Here is a 17,538-nt window from a genome sequence, read left to right as displayed (position 1 = left end):
CGCGTTCGGTGGCCACGCGTACGCGGCCAACGCGCACCAGGCGAGCAAGGCGCAGCAGATCGCCGTCGCGGAGAAGGTCCTCGCGGGCCTCCGCGGCCCGGACCGGTGATCCCGGACCCGGCACCCCGCACCCCCGCACGGCCCGCTCCCCGCACCCGGGAAGCGGGCCGTCGCCGCACCCGGATCAGGCCAGGGCGTACCGGAAGGCGTAGGTGTGCACGCCCGCGTCGTCGATCCGGATCTCGAAGCCGCCGGTGATCCCGGTCAGCTCCTCGGTGCCGGTGCCCGGCACCACCGTGATCACCAGCCGCTCGCCGCGGCTGCCGGGCGCGCAGTGCTGCAGCACGAAGCTGCCCTTCCGGCCGTCCAGCTCGCCGGTGTACCGCTCGAAGGCGGTGTACGCCGCCGGCTGACCCGCGCCGTCCGCCGCGCTGATCATGTGCACGGTGCTGGTGCCGGCCAGCCCGCCCCGGAAGGTCTTGGTCAGCGTCACCCGGGCGAGTGCCGCACCCGGCCGGTCGTCCAGCACCTCCGGCTCCCAGCTGTCCACCGTGAAGCCGCCCTCGGCCAGCCCGTCCATCCCGTCCGTCCCCTCGTCGCTGCGGATCGCTGCGGCCAGCCTGGCACGGGCCACCGACAACCGGGCCCACGACCGGCGGGCGGGCCTGCACGTGCTCCGGTGTCAGCCGGTGAGCGCCCGCACCGCGGCCGCCAGCCGCGCCGGCGCCCCGGCGTCGTACTGCAGGAACAGCCGCGGCTCGGTGAGCTCCAGCTCGATCAGCAGCGGCGTGCCGTCCGGGCCGCGCACCAGGTCCACCCGCGCGTACAGCAGCTCCGTGCGCTCCGGCACGGCCGCGAGCACCCCTTCGGCGACGGCCAGCTGGTCGGCGTCGGGCCGCCGTGCCTCGTCCGCGAACCGGCCCGCCGGGCCGGACAGCATCGGGCCGCGCCGCACCGCGTGGCTGAACGCGCCGCCGATGAAGACCAGCGAGGTCTCGCCCTCCCCGTCCACCGCCGGCAGGTAGGGCTGCACCATGGCCGTCCGCCCGGCTGCGGTCAGCAGGTCGGCGTGGGCCGCGGCCGCCGCCCGGTCGGTGGTCCGCACGGTGTCCCGGGCGCCCGACGACACGGTGGGCTTCACCACCAGCTCCGGCCAGGGCGCCGTCCCGCCGTCCAGCCGCTCGCCCGGCCCGACCCAGGCGGTCGGCACCACCGGCACGCCGGCCCGGGCGAGCTCCCGCAGGTACGTCTTGTCGGTGTTCCGCTCCAGCACGGGCACCGGATTGCAGAGCCGGGTGAGCCCGGCCGCCCGCCGTGCCCAGGCCAGGAACTCGGCGCGCCGCCCGGTGTAGTCCCAGGTGCTGCGCACCACCGCGGCGTCGAACCGCTCCCAGGCGACCGCCGGGTCGTCCCACACCACCGCCTCCGCGGCCAGCCCCTGCGCGGCGAACGCGGCCAGCGCCGCCCCCGCCTCCTGGTCGGGGGCGTCCTTGCTGGTCACATAGGCCACGGCGGGGGGCGCGGTCACGGGGTCTCTCCTTGCTCGGTGCGGGCTTCGATGCGGGATCCACGCCGGACGGGACGGCGCCGTTCCCGCGGCAGCCAGTGGTCGGCGACGGGCTGCCGGACGGTCGGTCCGCCGGTGTGCGGGCCACGGACGTACCCCTCCGGCGGGGTGGGCAGCGCCGCGACGCAGGCCCTGGAACAGGCGTCGACCAGCCCGAGCCTGCGGACGGCGGTCAGCTTCGCGATCGTCGGGGGCAGGGTGACGATCTGCCGGCGATCGTCGGCCGGCAGCCCCTGCAGCGGGTGGAACTCCTCGCGGCCGTCCGCCGCGGCCTCCTCGACGAGGTCGAGCAGCCGCAGCCGGCCGGGGCCGAGGTGTCCTGCCGCTCGGTGTGGAAGGCGACCCGCCGGCGGTTCGTCGCGTGTCCCCGGTCGAAGCACCGGCAGAGGTCCTGGCGGGCGCTCCGCTCGTCGAGGACGGCGGGCACCTGCGGACTGTTCGGCATGTGATCACCCTAGGGAGCGGGGTCGCCCGGGTCCGCACGGGGGCGGTGATCTCGTCGGGGACGTCGAACTCGCCGCCTCCTCGGTGGTGGGGCAGACAGCACCACGAACGGACCCTCACCGGCGTGAACAGCTACGCCCGGGAGCGGCCCGGTGCCCGGCCGGACCGGCCGGCCGGCGGTGGCCTCGGACTACGCCTGAACCGGTTGTCGGGTGCTACGGCCGGGCGGTGCCGGTGAGGTCGGCGAGCAGGCGGCGGCCCTCCGGCCAGTCGCCGAGTCCGGAGTCGCTGTTGATGTGGCCGAGCGCCCCGACGTCGACGAGCTTCGCGCCCCAGGCGTCGGCGAAGGCAGCGGCCCGCTCGGCGGTGCACCAGGGGTCGTCGGTGCTGGCGACGACCGTGGCCGGGAAGGGCAGCGGGCGCAGTGGCACGGGCCGGAAGTTCTCGAGCTCCGGCACCTCGGCGGTGTCCACGTCGGCGGGGGCCACGAGCAGGGCGCCGGCCACCCGGCCGGGCCCGGTGCGCCCGGCGGCCCAGTGGGCGACGGTGATGCAGCCGAGGCTGTGCGCGACCAGGACGACCGGGCGGTCCGCGGCGGCGACCGCGGCGTCCAGGGCGGCCACCCAGTCGGTGCGCTGCGGCGCGTCCCAGTCAGCCTGCTCGACCCGGACGAAGCCCGGGTCGGCGGCCTCCCAGCGGGTCTGCCAGTGGGCGGGGCCGGAGTTCTGGTAGCCGGGCAGGACGAGGTGCAGGGGTGCGGCGGGGGACACGGCGGGCTCCTCGGATCGGGTTGTGGGTGCGGCGTGCGGGCGGCCGGTGCGGGTCAGCCGGCGGGCGGCAGGACCTCCTCGACCGCGCTCGTCCCGGCGCCCGGGCGGGACTCCCAGCGCCAGGACTCGTCGAGCCGCAGGCGGCCGTCGGTCAGCCGGGAGAGCGTGCTGGCGCAGTGTCCGCTGCTGGTCTCCCCGGCACGGTTGAGCTGCACGTACCTGAATTCGAGGGTGTCGCCCGCGCGGGTGCCGACGAGGTGGCCGTGCACGATGTCGCCGCCCTGGTAGGAGGCCCAGACCCGGCCGTCCTGCTCGCGGTAGGCGAAGCTGGTGGCGGCGTCGACCTCGCCGTGCTCGGCGCGTCCGGTGGGTGAGAAGACCAGGCCGTCGAGGGATGGCAGCATGGCGGCGCTCCTTCCGTGCGGGAGCGGACAGTCGATCACGGCGGCCGCGGGCGCTGCCAGCGTTTCCGCATACTGGGACGGTGTCTCGCTCCTCGGGCGGCCCGACTGCGCCCCGGTACCGGGCCGGGCCGCCGTGGGGCGGCTCAGAGGTAGTCGTCGAGCAGGGCCAGGGCGAAGCCCTGCTCGTCCACCGTGCGCAGCACCCGCCGCAGCACGTCCGTCATCGTCCCGCCCCACTCCGCGCGGCCGCGGAAGTGGGTGAGGATGATGTCGCCGGGGTGCAGCACCCGGTCCGTGTGGCGGTACTCCGTGCGGTCGGGGAAGGCCTCCTCGTTCCACAGGGCGAGGGCCCGGATCCCGCACTGCTGGGCGGCCCGCAGGGTGTCGTCGGTGTACTCGCCGTAGGGCGGGCGGAACAGCGGCGGCCGGGAGCCGGTCTCGCGTTCGAGCTCGTCCTGCTGGCCGCAGATCTCGGTGCGCTGCTCGGCGGCGGTGAGCTTGCGCATGTCGCGGTGGTTGAGCGTGTGGTTGCCGGTGGCGGCGTGCCCGTTCGCGAGCAGGCCGCGGAAGTAGCCCCAGTCGGCCCGGGCCAGGTAGCCGGTGAGGAAGGTGCTGTAGGGGATGCCGAGTTCGGCGGTCATCCGGGCGAACTCCGGGTCCTTCTCGGCGCCGTCGTCGATGGTCAGGAAGACCACCCGGTCCTCGGTGGGGACGCGCTGGACGACCGGCGGCAGACCGGGCCGCAGGACGACGCCGGCCTGGCCGGCGGCGAGCGCCGGCCGCTGTTCGGGCGGGGCGGGGGCGACGGCGGGCAGCCGGTCGAGGCCCCAGCGGGCGGCCTGCTCGCGGGCCCGGCGCTCCGCGGACTGCCGGGCGGCCTGCACCGGGTCGATCCCCAGGGGCGCGTGGCGTTCTCGCGTTTCCACGGCGGCGAGCGGCGGCAGTGCGGCGGGCGCGGTGGCGGCGGGGGGAGCGGTGTTCCGGGAGGGCGCGGTCGAACAGGCCGTCAGGACGACGGCCAGCCCGGCCCAGAGCGCCGGGCCGACCCGGGGGTGGCAACCCGATGAACCGATCTTCATACCGGCGGATGATCCCCGAGGTGCCCCGCGGCCAACCGCCCGCCGCCGCAGGGCCGCACGGACGGCGCAGTGGCGGGGTGTCAGACCGGGGGCTGCACATCGCCCGTGGTAGTGCTCCGCCCACCGGGCCGGCCCGGCAGGTCCCCGGGCGGGATCCCCGGATGGTGGCCGCCGCCCCGGCCCGCGGCCGCCGTCCCGCCCGGGCCGTCGTCGAAGGCGATCCGGGAGACGATCCGGTACCGGTCCCCGCGGTACACCGAGTGCACGTACTCCACCGGCCGGCCGGCCGCGTCACTGGTCAGCCGCTCGAACAGCAGCGCCGGCGAGAGCACCGGCACCCCCAGCAGCCGGGACTCCGCCTCGTTGGTGACGGTCGGTTCGATCGACTGGACGGCCTCCCGCACCCGGACGCCGTGCCGCTCGCGCAGCAGGTCGTAGAAGTCGCCCGACTCCATGTCGGCCGGGGCCAGCCCGGGCACCAGCGCGGCCGGGATGTGCAGGTGCTCGATGGCCATCGGCTCGCCGTCGACCAGCCGCAGCCGGGCGATCCGGGTCAGCTCCGCGGCGGGGGAGATCCGCAGCCGCCGGCCGAGCCGCGCCCCCGCCGGCACGGTCTCGAACTCCAGCACCCGCCCCGCCCAGCTGCCGGCGGCCCGCGGAACGCTGAAGGCACTGCCCTCGGAGGCCATCGCCATCTCCTGGACGACCTTCTCCGGGGCCACGAACATGCCGCGGCCGTGCTCGCGGACCAGCAGGCCGGTCGCCACCAGTTCGTCCACCGCCGCCCGCAGGGTCGGCCGGGACACCCCGAGCTCCTCGCAGAGCGCCCGCTCCGACGGGATCGGGTCACCGGGGCTCCGGGCCTCCACCAGATCCCGCAGGTGGTCGCGCACCCGCGTCCGCTTCATCGCGACCCCCGGTCTCTCGCCCGACATGGCAGCTCCCTCGTCCCGAAACTGACCAGTACCTTACCAATACGGCCCCGCCGGGGCGGGGGCGAAAACGGGTTGCCGTCCGGGGGCGGCGCCGGATAGGAAGCCTGAATGCTCAGAGGCAGCACGGTCGGGCTCAGGGCCCGGCACGAGGACGACATCCCGGTCCTGCGGACCGAGCTCTACGACGACGTGGTCAACGCCTCGCGCGCCGAAGGCAGACCCTGGCGGCCGATGACGCCCGGCTCGAAGGACCCGCGGCTCGTGGTGGACGACAGCGACCAGGGTCTCGTCCAGTTCTCCGTGGTGGAGCTGGACGGCGGCGCGCTGGTCGGCACCGCGACGCTGTGGGGCATCGACACCCACCACCGGTCCGCCCACATCGGACTGGGCCTGCTGCCGTCCGCCCGCGGCAAGGGCTACGGCACCGACGTGGTCGCGGTGCTCTGCCACTACGGCTTCGTGGTGCGCAGCCTGCACCGCCTGCAGATCGAGACGCTGGCGGACAACCCCGCGATGCTGCGCTCCGCCGAACGCAACGGCTTCGTCCGCGAGGGCGTGCTGCGCTCCTCGGCCTGGGTGATGGGCGAGTTCGTGGACCAGGTGCTGCTCGGGCTCCTCGCCGGCGACTGGAAGCCGGACCAGCAGCTCCGGGCCGCGCCCTCCGCGGCGAACGGAGGCCCCCGCGCGCCCCGGTAGCGGTATCCGCGTGCCTCGGAGGACCTGCCCGGTCAGCGGTCGGCGACCACGACGTAGAGGGTGAAGGCCGCGAAGAAGGGGCCGTTCTCCAGGTGGTCGAGCCAACGGGCCGCCCCGTCCTCGGTGAAGTACCCCGCGGTGACGGCCCGGCGGGTGCAGCGTTCCAGGCCGAGGATCAGGTCGGCGGTGCGGACGTCCCGGAAGACCGGGGTGATCGGGAGGACGGCCGTCACCGTGAAGCCGGCCTCCGCCGCCAGCCGCGGGAGCCGGCCGCCGATGTGGGCGTTCCGCACGGCCTGCTCGGTGACGTACCGGGTGTAGGCCTGCGAGAGGTCGCCGTCCGGGTGGTCGACGGTCAGGGTGCCCCAGTCGGGCTCGCCCGTGACGAGGCGTCCGCCGGGGCGCAGCACCCGGTGGATCCCGCCGAGCGCCCCGGCCGGGTCGGCGACGTGCTGCAGGACCCGGTCGGTGCGGGCGCGGTCGGCGGCGCCGTCCGGCAGCGGCAGCTCCTGGAGGTCGCCGAGCCGGACCTCGACGGTGGGCAGCCCGGCCGTGCGCGCGGTGGCGGCGTCGACGGCCGCCCGGTCGAGGTCGATGCCGATCACCCGCCCTGCCGGGCCCGCCGCGGCGGCCAGCGCGCCGAGGTCCGCGCCGGGGCCGCAGCCGAGGTCCAGCACCGTCCCGCCGTCCGGGACGTCCAGTTCGGCGAGCATGCGCTGCTTGTAGGACCGGCCCGGATCGGTGGCGGCCACCCGGTCGAGGTAGGCGATCGGGTCGGGGGTGTCGGTCTCGAACACGGTGGAGGTCATGCCTCCAGTCAATCAACTCCCGGCCGGCCGCGGGCCGACAGCTCTTCCGCCGCCGCCCCTTGACGGGCCAACTGGTCTATGCCACTTTCTTTTACCAGTGGTGCTCCAGTCCGCAAGTGGTAAGTTTCCCGTCCTCCCGAGGTGGCCCCGCAGTGATCATTCCGACGCCCCACCGGATCGTCTCCGCGCCCGGCCGGTTCACCCTCGACCGCACCACGGCCGTGCACGCCCCCGGCGCCGCCGCGGCCGCCGCCGACCTGCTGCGCACCCTGCTCCGCCCGGCCACCGGCCTGCCGCTGGCACCCTCCCCGGACGGTGCCGTGCTGTTCGCCGTCGACCCCGCGCTCACCGCCGGGCTCGGCCCCGAGGGCTACCGGCTCTCCGTCACCCCCGCCGCCGTCCGGCTGCACGCCGCCGCCACCGCCGGTCTGCTGCACGGCGTCCAGCGGCTGCGCCAACTCCTCCCCGCCCAGGCCCTGCTGGACCGTCCGGCGCCGGACGTCCGCTGGGAACTGCCCTGCCTGACCGTCACCGACCGCCCCCGGTACCCGTGGCGCGGCCTGATGCTCGACGTCGCCCGGCACTTCCTGCCCGTCGCCCACCTGCACCGCACCGTCGACCTGCTCGCCCTGCACGGACTGAACGTCCTGCACCTGCACCTGACGGACGACCAGGGCTGGCGGATGCCGGTCTACGCCTACCCGCGGCTCACCGCGGTCGGCTCCGTCCGGGCCCGGACGATGACCGGACGGGCCGGCAGCGGCCGCTTCGACGACCGCCCGCACGGCGGCGCGTACACCAAGGCCGAGCTCCGCGGACTCGTCCGGTACGCCGCCGAACGCGGGGTCACCGTCGTGCCCGAGATCGAGATGCCGGGCCACGCCCGCGCCGCGCTCGCCGCCTACCCGCGGCTCGGCAACCGTCCCGAACGGCGGCTCGACGTGTGGACGGAGTGGGGCGTCTGCGAGAACGTCCTCGGGGTGCACGACGAGGCGCTGGCCTTCTGCACCGAGGTGCTGGACGAGGTGATGGACGTCTTCCCCTCGCCGTACGTGCACCTCGGCGGCGACGAGTGCCCCACCGCCGAGTGGGAGGCCGCGCCGTCCGCGCGGCGGCGTGCCGCGGAGCTCGGCCTCGCCTCGCCGAAGGACCTGCACGGCTGGTTCCTCGGCCGGGTCGGCACCCATCTGCTGGAGCACGGCCGCCGCCCGGTCTGCTGGGCCGAGGACAGCAGCACCCCCGCACTGCCGCCCGAGTTCACCGTGATGCCCTGGCGGGACGCCGACCACGGCCTGGACGCGGCCCGCCGCGGCCACGACATCGTGATGGCGCCCTACCGCGCGACCTACCTGGACTACCCCGCCTCCGACGGCCCCGGCGAACCGCTCGGCCAGGAGGGCGCGGTGGTCGACCTGCGGGCCGTCCACGGCCTCGACCCGGCCCCCGCGCACTGGCCGGAGGAGGCCCGGGCCCGGGTGCTCGGCGCCCAGGCCCAGCTGTGGACCGAGTTCGTGGCCGACGCCGCGGAGGCCGACCGCCGGCTCTACCCCCGGCTCTGCGCCCTCGCCGAACGTGCCTGGAACCCGGACGCCGAGTGGCCCGCCTTCGAGCAGGCCCTCACCGGCCACCGCCCCCGACTGGCGGCACTCGGCCTGCCCTCGGCGTTCTGACGCCCCGCCGGCCCACCGACCGGGCGACCCCCGAACCGTCCGCCCGTGTGAGCCGCCCGCCCACGAGCCGCCCGCTCCCGACCGGGCCGCTCACGACCCGCCCCGCCCGCGGCCCCGGCCGCCCCCGATCCGCACCACCCGCTCGCTCCCTGCACCGCCCGGGTGCCCGCCGTCCGCGGGCCCCGCGTCCCGCACCCCCACCGGAGAGAGGGAACACCGTGTCAGGAAAGCCCCCCGTCGCGCGCCGTCTGCGCACCGCGACGGCCGTCTGCATCGCCGCCGGCCTGGCCGGCGCCGCGCTGCTCGCCCCGCCGGCCTCGGCCGCGACCGACGCGCTCAGCGTCCAGTACCGCACCAGCGCCACCGGTGCCACCGCCGACCAGGTCGAACCCTGGCTGGAGGTGGTCAACACCGGCTCCACCACCGTGCCGCTGAGCGAACTCAAGCTGCGCTACTACTTCAAGTCCGACGGCCCGACGACCGGCTACCGATTCGCCTGCTCCTGGGCGGTCAAGGGCTGCGGCAACATCACCGGCACCTTCGGCACCCTCGCGAACCCGACCGCGACCGCCGACCGCTACCTGGAGATCGGCTTCACCGCGGGCGCCGGCTCGCTCGCCCCCGGGCAGAACACCGGCGACATGCAGCTGCGCTTCTACCGGTCGGACTGGCAGACCCTCACCCAGTCCGACGACTACTCCTTCAGCGCCGCCCGCACCAGCTACGCCGCCTGGGACAAGGTCACCCTCCAGCGCTCCGGCGCCCTCGTCTGGGGCACCGCCCCGGACGGCACCACCCCGACCACGCCCCCGACCACCCCGCCCACCACACCGCCGACGACCCCGCCGACCGACCCGAACGCGCCCGCGCTCTTCGACGACTTCCGCTACGGCTCCAGCAGCGACCCGGCGCTGCAGCAGCACGGCTGGACGGTGAAGTCCGGCCAGGGCGGCCCCGGCGTGCCCGGGGCGACCTGGTCGCCGGCCGACGTCACCTTCGCCGACTCGGTGATGAACCTCCGCCTCACCACCGACGGCACCGCCGCCGGCACCCGGGAGACGGAGATCCAGACCACCGCCCGCAAGTTCAAGAACGGGACCTACGCGGCCCGGGTGAAGTTCGACGACACCCCGAGCGGCGGCCCCGACGGCGACCACGTCAACCAGACCTTCTTCACCTTCACCCCGCTCAACGCGCCGATGGACCCGGACTACAGCGAGCAGGACTTCGAGTACCTGCCCAACGGCGGCTGGGGCGAGCAGGGCAACATCATGTACACCACGTCCTGGGAGACCTACAACCCGGACCCGTGGAACGCCGTCAACACCCACACCGAGAGCCGCACCTCCTTCAACGGCTGGCACGACCTGCAGATCACCATCGACGGCACCGCCATCACCTACTACATCGACGGACAGGTGTTCGCGGTGCACGGCGAGCCGTACCTGCCCGAGACACCCCAGTGGATCGACTTCAACCACTGGCTGATCGACCTCAACGGCCAGACCGGCAGCGCCCCGCGCTCCTACGACGAGCAGGTCGACTACGTCTACTTCGTGAAGGACCAGGTGCTCACCCCGGCCCAGGTCACGGCGAAGGTCGCCGGCTACCGCGCGGCCGGCACCGCGTTCACGGACACGGTGCCCGCGGGCTGAGCCGCCCGCCCCGCCGCCCCGCCGCGCCCCGCCGCGGGGCGGCGCGCGCCGGCTCCGCGCCGGCCGGGCCCCGGTCCGGCCGGCGCGGAGACTTTGCCTCCGTTTGACACCCTCGGAGGTCCGGGACTAGAGAGAAAGAATGCGCCTGGGCGTGCCGGCGGACGGCGAACCGGGGGCGGCAGCCGTGGACCCGGACGCCCCCGGTCCGGTCGACGTGCCGACCCGCCCCCCGGCCACCGCCGACCCCGACCCGCCGCCCGCCGCCCCCGACACCGCCACCGTGCGGTCGGCCCCCGGCACGGCCGCCCCGCGGGCCCCGGGCGCCGACCCGCCGCAGACCCCGGACACCGCCCCGCTGCCGGCCCAGGAGGACGGCACGGAGACCGCCGGAGCCCCGCCGCCCCCGGCCGAGCCGATCGCCCCGCCCGGCGCCCCGCCGGGCGCCGCCCACCGCGACGCCGTCGTGAAGCTCCTCGCCGAGGGCCTGGGCAGGGCCGTCGCCCTCACCTCCGGCTACGGGGGCCTGGTCTACCTGCCGTCCCCCGACCACCGCTCGCTGGTTCTCAGCACCGTCGTCGGCGTCCCGCTGCCGCTGCTCAGCGCGTTCCGCCGGATCGCCGTCGTCGCCCCGCTGCCGCCCGCCGAGGCCTACCGCTCGGGCCGCACCATCGTCCTCGCCGACCCGGACGAGACCATGCGGCGCTTCCCCCGCCTCGCGGTCGGCCTGCCCTACGCCTTCTCCTTCGCCGCCGCGCCGATCGCCACCCGCGACGGCACCCTCGGCGTGCTGTGCGTGCTGTGGCCCAGCACCGAGGCCGGACTGCCCGGCGGCGCCCGCCGCCAACTGCGCTCCTCCGCCAACCGGATCGCCGCCTCGCTCGCCCCGTACGGCGAACTGGCCGCCGCCGACGAACCCACCGTCGTCCAGCTCCCGCCGCCGTCCGGCCCGGCCACCCGGGTCGGCATCTTCGACTGGGACATCCCCGGCCGCGCCATCGCCGTCGACCGGGAGCTGGAGGCCATCCTCGGCCTCGCCCCCGGCTCCTTCGACGGCCGGCTCGCCACCCTGGTCGAACGGCTCTCGCCCGAGGACATGCCGCTGCTGCGCGAGGCCGCCCGGCGGGCCGCCGCCGACGGCCGCCCCTTCGACCGGCAGGTCCGGGTCCGCGACCCGCGCGGCGGCCACCGCACCCTCGACCTCCGCGGCCGCCGGGTCGCCGACGGCACCCACCTGGTCGTCGTCGTCCTCGACGACTCCGCGGGCTCCGCCGCCGTCGCCGCCGTGGAGCGGCTGCGCGACGGCGTCTTCGCCCTCGACGCCGAGGGCATGGTCGTCTACGTCAACCGCACCGCCGAGATGTTCCTGCACGCCCGCCGGGACGAACTCCTCGGCCGGCACCCCTGGGACGTGCTGCCCTGGCTCGGCGACCCCGCCTACGAGGACCGCTACCGCGCCGCGATGCTCTCCCGGCGCCCGACCGCCTTCCTCGCCTGCCGGCCCCCCGACCACTGGCTCGCCTTCTCGCTCTACCCCGACGCGCACGGCGTCACCGGCCGGGTCGTCGCCGCCGCCGAACCGGCCGACCCGCACTCCGCCGTCCTGCCGGAGGCCCCGCCCGCCGCCCCCGCCAGCCTCGGCGCCACCTACCACCTGCTGCAGCTGGCCAGCGCCCTCACCGAGGCGGTCTCCGTCCAGGAGGTCTGCAACACCGTCCTGGAGCAGATCCTGCCCGGCTACGGCGGCCAGGAGCTCGCCCTCTACCTCGCCCGGGACGGCCGGATGCACCTGGTCTCCCAGAGCGGATACCCCGAGGGCTTCCTCGACCGCTTCGAGGCGACCCCGCTCGGCGCCCGGCTGCCCGGCACCGAGACCCTGATCGCCGGCACCCCGCTCTTCTTCCAGTCCTCCCGCGAACTCCTCGACGCCTACCCGGGCATCCCGCAGGACGAGATGCGGGCCTGGGCCTTCCTGCCGCTGATCGCCTCCGGCCACCCCGTCGGCAGCCTCATCCTCGGCTTCGAGCAGCCGAGGACCTTCACCCCCGAGGACCGGATCCAGCTGACCGCCCTCGGCGGCCTGATCGCCCAGGCCCTGGAGCGTGCCCGGCTGTACGACGCCGAGTTCGAGCTCGCCCGCGGCCTCCAGCAGGCCCTGCTCCCGCACCGGCTGCCCGCCGTGCCCGGCATCGCCATCGCCGCCCGCTACCTGCCCGGCACCCGCGGCATGGAGATCGGCGGCGACTGGTACGACGTCATCACCACCCCGCACGGCCTCTGCCTGGTCATCGGCGACGTCGAGGGACACAACGTCGGCGCCGCCGCCACCATGGGGCAGCTGCGCAGCGCCGTCCGCGCCTTCGCCTCCGGCGGCTCCCCGCCCGCCGAGGTCCTGGTGCGCACCAACCACCTGATGGTCGACCTCGACCCGGGGCTGCTCGCCAGCTGCTGCCTGATCCACCTCGACCCCTCGGACGGCCGCGCGCACGGCGTCCGGGCCGGCCACCCGCCGCCGCTGCTGCGCCGCCCCGACGGCCGCACCGACCTGGTCGACCTGGAGGGCGGGCCGCTGCTCGGCGTCGACCGCTCCTCGCACTACCCCACCACCCGGCTGCACCTGCCGGTGGGCTCGGTGCTCGCGCTCTACACCGACGGCCTGGTGGAGACCCCGTCCACCGCCATCGACCAGGGCATCGACGAACTCCGCAGCTCGCTCGCCCACGCCGGGCCCGTCGTGCCCGCAGGCCACGGAACGGCACCGGACGGCGACGGCAGCCCCGGCAGCGCCTGCACCCTCGACGGCCTCGCCGACCGGCTGGTCGGCCGCGCCCGCCGGACGGTGCAGCGACCCGACGACATCGCCCTGCTGCTCGTCCGGCGGGAGTAGACCGCTCCTCCGGCGGGCGTCGGCGGCCGCTCCGCCGCGGGACCGGAGGCGACGGTTCCCCGACTTTGGTCGCGGCGGAGAGCGACGGAGGATGGTCGCGGCGCCCCGGGGCCGGACCGCTAGCCTCTGCGCGTGACCACCAAGCCGACCGCTCTCCGCCTGGCGGGCGCCCTTCCGGCCGCGTTCCTCCCGACCGCCCCCACCAGGGCCGACTTCACGCCGCGGGCCCTGCAGCGCCGGGCCCTGCCCGGTCCCTGGGGTGCCCGGGCGGTGGTGCGGGAGAGCGTCGCCGCACTCTTCGCCGGCGGGCTCGGCGGGCTGATCCAGCTCGCCGACTCCTCCGCCGGCGCGGCGCTCGCCACCGGTCTCGCCGCGGCCCTGCTCTGCCTGCTGCGCCGCGGCCTGCCCGGGACGGTGCTGGTGCTCGCCGGCGCGGCCATCGGCGGGTACGGCGGCTTCCTGCCCGTCCTGGTGCTGGCTGGCTGGTCCGCCGGCTACCGAATAGCCCGGCCGTCGGTGCTGACCGCGGTCTTCTGCCTCGCCTTCAACGCGGTCGTCGTCCTCTCGCTGGCCGTCAACACCGACAGCCTGCCCGTCCGGGCCAACCTGGTGGTCTCCTCGGTCGGCTTCCTGCTGCTCGCCGTGCTGCCCGCCGTGGTCGGCCGCTACCGCGCGCAGCGGCGGGCGCTGCTCACCGCGCTGCAGGAGCGCAACTCCCAGCTGCTGCGCGAGCGCGCGATGATCGCCCATCAGGCGCGGCTGCGCGAACGCCACCGGATCGCCCAGGACATGCACGACAGCCTCGGCCACCAGCTCGCGCTGATCGCCGTGCACACCGGCGCGCTGGAGGTGGACCGCGGCCTGACCGCGCCGCAGCGCGAGGCGGTCGGCGTGCTCCGCCAGGCGGCCACCGGCGCGATGCGGGAGCTGCGCGAAGTGGTCGGACTGCTGCGGGACGACACCCTGCCCGAGGCGGGCGGCGTCGAGGCGGTCGAGCGGCTGGTCGAGGCCTCCCGGGCGGCGGGCGCCGCGGTGGCGCTGACCCGGGCCGGCGACCCCCGGCCGCTGCCGGCCGCCTCGGGCCACGCGGCGTACCGGATCGTCCAGGAGGGGCTGACCAACGCCCACAAGCACGCGCCCGGGGCGAGGATCACCGTCTCGCTGCGCTACGAACCCGACGCCCTGGTGGTGGAGGTGCGCAACGGCCCGCCGCCGGCCGGCGCCGACGGGGCCGTCCGCGGCGGCCAGGGCCTGACCGGCCTGCACGAGCGCGCCCGGTTGCTCGGCGGCATCGTGCACGCCGGCACCGCGGCGGACGGCGGGTTCCGGCTGGCCGGGGTGCTCCCGTACGAGGGCGGGGGGCGGCCGGACGGCGCGGGCACGGGGGCGGACGCCGGCCTGCCCGACGACCTGGGGCTCGACCTGCCGGTGCCGCCCGACCCGACGCCGCGTCGCAGCCCGGCGCTGGGCTGCGCGGTCGGCGCCGGACTCGTCCTGCTGGCCTCGCTCGGTGCGCTGGCCTGGGCCGTCGTGACCTTCTTCCACATGATCGACAACGCCACGCTCCCCCGGAAGACCTTCGACGCGCTGACCGTCGGCAGCCCGGAGCAGGAGGTGCGCCGGCAACTGCCGTCCGGCAGCAGGCAGATGACCAACGACTACCGCCACCAGGGGCCGGCGGTGCCGGCCGGCGCGTCCTGCTCCTGGTTCATCGCCGGCGAGGACACCGACGCCCTGGAGACGGAGACCGTGCTGCGGCTCTGCTTCCGCGACGGCCGGCTCGTCGAGAAGCAGCACTACTCTGCCAGGTGACAGACCGTGACCCCTGCCAGGAGACCCCAGACGTGATCAAGGTCCTCGTCGCCGACGACGAGCCGCTCATCCGGGCCGGCATCCGGATGATCCTCACCTCCGCCGACGACATCGACGTGGTGGCCGAGGCCGCCGACGGCCGCGAGGCGCTGGAACTCGCCCGGGCCCACACGGCGGACGTGGTGCTGCTCGACATCCAGATGCCCGTGATGGACGGGCTGACCGCGCTGGCGGAACTCCCGCGGGCCGCCCCCGGTGCGCGGGCGATCGTGCTCACCACCTTCGGCGAGCGGGAGAACGTGCTGCGGGCGATCTCCTCCGGCGGCGCCGGGTTCCTGCTGAAGGACACCGCCCCCGGCGAACTCATCCAGGCCGTCCGGGCGGCCGCCGGCGGCAACGCCTTCCTGTCGCCCGCCGCCACCCGGCACATCGTCGACAGCCTGGCGGCCGGCCCGGCCACCGCCCGCGGCGAGGCGGCCCGCCGCCGGCTGGCCGTGCTCACCGAGCGCGAGCGCGCGGTGGTCGACCTGCTCGGCGAGGGCCTGTCCAACGCCGACGCCGGCGCCCGGTTGCACATGAGCGAAGCCACCGTGAAGACCTACGTCAGCCGGATCCTGGCCAAGCTGGACTGCGACAACCGGGTGCAGGCCGCGCTGCTCGCCCGCGACGCGGGGCTCTGACCGGCACCGACCGGCACCGACCGGTACCGACCGGTACGGATCGGCACCGACCGGACAGCCGGTCAGGCCTGCGGCTGGAGGATGCCGGAGAGCCGGGCCTGCGCCCGGTCGAGGTCCAGGGCGAGCTGGGCCCGCAGGGCGGGCAGCAGCGCGAGCGCGGCCCGGGCGGCGTCCGCCGAGGGCTCCGGATCGGCCTCGGCCGAGGTGACCGCGGCCCGCAGCGGCATCGTGGTCAGCGCCGTCTCCCAGGCCGCCCGGTGCACACCGGCCGCGTAGCGGGACGTCAGGTACTCGAGCGGGGTCAGCGCGAGGCCCTCGGCGTCGCCCGGCCCGGCCAGCCGCTCGCTGGGCAGCAGCCAGGCGATCCCGTCCCGGGCGATCAGTTCGAAGGCCCGGGACTCGTCGGGCGACGCCCACGACCCGGCGTCGGCCGTGGCGGCGGCCAGCAGCCGGTCCAGCATCGCGGCCTCCCGCGGGCCGGCCGGCCGGTCCGGATGCTCCTGGTCGGCGAGCAGTTGGGCCAGGTGGTAGCGCTGGCCCCAGCTGCCGACCCAGCGGTGCATGGCACCCGCCCGGGTCTCCCGGAGGGCGGCGAGCGCCAGCGCCCGGGTGGTGAGGTCGCGTCGGACGAGCACGCCCTCGGAGTCCGGGCCCAGCCGGCGCAGGGCCGACTGCACGGTGGCCGGGGTAGGCCCGTCGTACCAGCGCAGCGTCCAGCTGCGACGGAGGGGGTCGTACTGCGGCTCGAACGCGGTGCGGTACTGCGCGCCGAGCCGGTCGGCGAGCCGGCGCAGTCGGGGCCTGCGCCGGGAGGTGGGGGTGGGCATGGCTGCACAGTAGCCAGCACGCTCCGGCGCGCGACGCGACGCGCGCGACCCCTCACCCCGCTGGGCGCCCCCCACCCGCCCCGAGGGGTGCACACCCCGCAGCAGCCGTATCCTGCTGCTCCCGTACGGGCTCCCCGGGACCGCCCCGCGCCGGCCCACGGCATCACCCCGGGGTGCCCGGGGGCACCTCCCGGCGATGGGCATCCCCCAAGGGGCGCGGGAACCGCGCAGTCCGGGTGTGGGCATCACCGCGGTACGGGCCGGCCCGGGGAGCCCCGACGGAACTCCGCAGCCGTCAGCCGGAAGGCTTGCTCCGCGTCTCGGTGGTCGGCCCCTGGGCGAAGTCGATGTCGTGCAGGCGCAGGGCGCCCGCCTGGTCGAGCAGCACGGTGGAGGCGCAGCCCGCGAGCGGTTCGTCGGCGGTCGCGAGCCGGGTGTGCAGCCGGTCGGTGGCCCAGCGGTGCCGGGCGAAGGCGTACGCGGAGACCCTGCGGCCGCGTTCGTGCTGGCCCTGTGCGGCCTCCTCGGGGCTGGCGTCCAGCAGCAGCAGGTGCAGCCGGCGGCCCTGCGCGGCCGCGGTGCGGGCGATCCACCGCCGCACCCACGGCAGCGTGCCGCAGTCGTGCACCACCAGCGGCCCGCCCGACCGCAGCGCCCGGTGCAGCCCGCGGTAGTGGTGCAGCCTCACCAGCGGCCGGTAGAGCGCGTACGGCAGGGACGGCAGCCGTTCCTCGTACCGCTCGCGCGAGTGCTGGGAGTCCACCACCGGGGCGCGCGAGCACCGCCGGATCAGCGTGGACTTGCCGCTGCCCGGCAGTCCGGAGACGACGACCACGTCCTCGGCCGGGTAACGCAGTGCGGCCGGCACCGGCCGGCCGCGGAGATCGTGCAGGCCCGCCGGGCGCAGCACGCCCGGTGCGGTCCGTGCCGTGCATGCCTCGGTCCCGGCCCCCGTCGCGGGCCCGGTACTGACGGTTTCGCGCACCGCCCCCTCCTTCCGGTACCCGTGCCCTACCCGGAACGGGACAAGGGCTCACCAAGAGAGGGTAATGCGATCATCCGGGGCCGAGGGGGGCCGTTCCGTGCCGTGACCCGGCCGTGGTCTGCTGGAACGGCTCGGCGGCGTCCCGGTGGCAACCGCACCCCGGCCGACCCGGTTCCCGTGCCCGGCCCGCCCGGTGACACCCCGTCGGGCGGACCGTGCACCACCCGGCGGGCCACCGGGCGAGCCGTCCCGCGGGTACGCTCCGTGCCCGCACCGGCCGTGGGCTGTGACCCGCTTGTAGCCGTTCGCGGACGACTTGAG

Annotated in this window: 16 protein-coding genes and 1 pseudogene; 7 read left to right on the top strand and 10 right to left on the bottom strand. The window is 76.1% G+C overall.

What is annotated here, in order from left to right; all coding sequences use genetic code 11:
- Positions 1-88: pseudogene (locus IE98_RS47110) on the top strand (transglycosylase family protein); the annotation flags it as partial.
- A gap of 96 nt (positions 89-184) precedes the next feature.
- Here IE98_RS47110 and IE98_RS0133745 read toward each other — a convergent pair.
- From IE98_RS0133745 to IE98_RS0133715, 7 genes are all read right to left on the bottom strand, one after another.
- On the bottom strand, positions 185-634 hold the full coding sequence (locus IE98_RS0133745; protein ID WP_234443776.1) for a DUF3224 domain-containing protein: 450 nt from the start codon (positions 632-634) through the stop codon (positions 185-187).
- 48 nt (positions 635-682) lie between these two features.
- On the bottom strand, positions 683-1,528 hold the full coding sequence (locus IE98_RS0133740) for an ATP-grasp domain-containing protein (RefSeq protein ID WP_030275597.1): 846 nt from the start codon (positions 1,526-1,528) through the stop codon (positions 683-685).
- Complete coding sequence (locus IE98_RS0133735; RefSeq protein WP_030275596.1) at positions 1,525-1,947, bottom strand: hypothetical protein; 423 nt, start codon at positions 1,945-1,947, stop codon at positions 1,525-1,527. Before IE98_RS0133735 ends, IE98_RS0133740 begins: the two co-directional genes overlap by 4 nt.
- A gap of 279 nt (positions 1,948-2,226) precedes the next feature.
- A complete protein-coding gene (locus IE98_RS0133730) occupies positions 2,227-2,781 on the bottom strand; it encodes an RBBP9/YdeN family alpha/beta hydrolase (protein WP_030275595.1) in 555 nt (184 codons plus the stop codon).
- A 53-nt stretch (positions 2,782-2,834) separates the two neighbouring features.
- Positions 2,835-3,185, bottom strand: coding sequence for a hypothetical protein (locus tag IE98_RS0133725; protein ID WP_030275594.1), 351 nt, complete (start codon positions 3,183-3,185; stop codon positions 2,835-2,837).
- Positions 3,186-3,328: 143 nt separating this feature from the next.
- Positions 3,329-4,264: a polysaccharide deacetylase family protein gene (locus IE98_RS0133720; RefSeq protein WP_052391334.1), complete on the bottom strand. Its 936-nt coding sequence runs from the start codon at positions 4,262-4,264 to the stop codon at positions 3,329-3,331.
- 80 nt (positions 4,265-4,344) lie between these two features.
- A complete protein-coding gene (locus IE98_RS0133715) occupies positions 4,345-5,199 on the bottom strand; it encodes a GntR family transcriptional regulator (RefSeq protein WP_030275592.1) in 855 nt (284 codons plus the stop codon).
- Positions 5,200-5,307: 108 nt separating this feature from the next.
- Here IE98_RS0133715 and IE98_RS0133710 point away from each other — a divergent pair, with 108 nt between their 5' ends.
- The gene (locus IE98_RS0133710; RefSeq protein ID WP_052391333.1) at positions 5,308-5,895 is read left to right on the top strand and encodes a GNAT family N-acetyltransferase; all 588 of its coding nucleotides are present in this window, start codon (positions 5,308-5,310) and stop codon (positions 5,893-5,895) included.
- Positions 5,896-5,927: 32 nt separating this feature from the next.
- Here the strand turns inward: IE98_RS0133710 and IE98_RS0133705 are convergent, their stop codons facing one another.
- Positions 5,928-6,704, bottom strand: a complete 777-nt coding sequence (locus tag IE98_RS0133705) for a methyltransferase domain-containing protein (RefSeq protein WP_030275590.1) — start codon at positions 6,702-6,704, stop codon at positions 5,928-5,930.
- Between the two features lie 152 nt (positions 6,705-6,856).
- Between IE98_RS0133705 and IE98_RS0133700 the strand changes: the two genes are divergently transcribed.
- From IE98_RS0133700 to IE98_RS0133680, 5 genes are all read left to right on the top strand, one after another.
- On the top strand, positions 6,857-8,374 hold the full coding sequence (locus tag IE98_RS0133700) for a beta-N-acetylhexosaminidase (protein WP_043175754.1): 1,518 nt from the start codon (positions 6,857-6,859) through the stop codon (positions 8,372-8,374).
- Between the two features lie 218 nt (positions 8,375-8,592).
- Positions 8,593-10,029, top strand: a complete 1,437-nt coding sequence (locus IE98_RS0133695; protein WP_030275588.1) for a cellulose binding domain-containing protein — start codon at positions 8,593-8,595, stop codon at positions 10,027-10,029.
- A 139-nt stretch (positions 10,030-10,168) separates the two neighbouring features.
- The gene (locus tag IE98_RS0133690; protein ID WP_078661513.1) at positions 10,169-12,913 is read left to right on the top strand and encodes a SpoIIE family protein phosphatase; all 2,745 of its coding nucleotides are present in this window, start codon (positions 10,169-10,171) and stop codon (positions 12,911-12,913) included.
- Positions 12,914-13,045: 132 nt separating this feature from the next.
- On the top strand, positions 13,046-14,725 hold the full coding sequence (locus tag IE98_RS0133685) for a sensor histidine kinase (RefSeq protein WP_052391332.1): 1,680 nt from the start codon (positions 13,046-13,048) through the stop codon (positions 14,723-14,725).
- A 32-nt stretch (positions 14,726-14,757) separates the two neighbouring features.
- On the top strand, positions 14,758-15,405 hold the full coding sequence (locus IE98_RS0133680; RefSeq protein WP_030275585.1) for a response regulator: 648 nt from the start codon (positions 14,758-14,760) through the stop codon (positions 15,403-15,405).
- A 62-nt stretch (positions 15,406-15,467) separates the two neighbouring features.
- Here IE98_RS0133680 and IE98_RS0133675 read toward each other — a convergent pair whose 3' ends face one another.
- A complete protein-coding gene (locus IE98_RS0133675; protein ID WP_030275584.1) occupies positions 15,468-16,232 on the bottom strand; it encodes a hypothetical protein in 765 nt (254 codons plus the stop codon).
- A gap of 295 nt (positions 16,233-16,527) precedes the next feature.
- Positions 16,528-17,142 carry an AAA family ATPase gene (locus tag IE98_RS0133670; protein ID WP_052391331.1) on the bottom strand — a complete coding sequence of 205 codons (615 nt, stop codon included), beginning with the start codon at positions 17,140-17,142 and terminating at the stop codon, positions 16,528-16,530.
- Between the last annotated feature and the right edge of the window lie 396 nt (positions 17,143-17,538).

This window comes from Streptomyces sp. NRRL B-24484 (genome assembly GCF_000717715.1).
Taxonomy (GTDB): domain Bacteria; phylum Actinomycetota; class Actinomycetes; order Streptomycetales; family Streptomycetaceae; genus Kitasatospora.
Note: the sequence above shows the minus strand (reverse complement) of the source record. Positions and strands in the feature narration are given on the sequence as shown.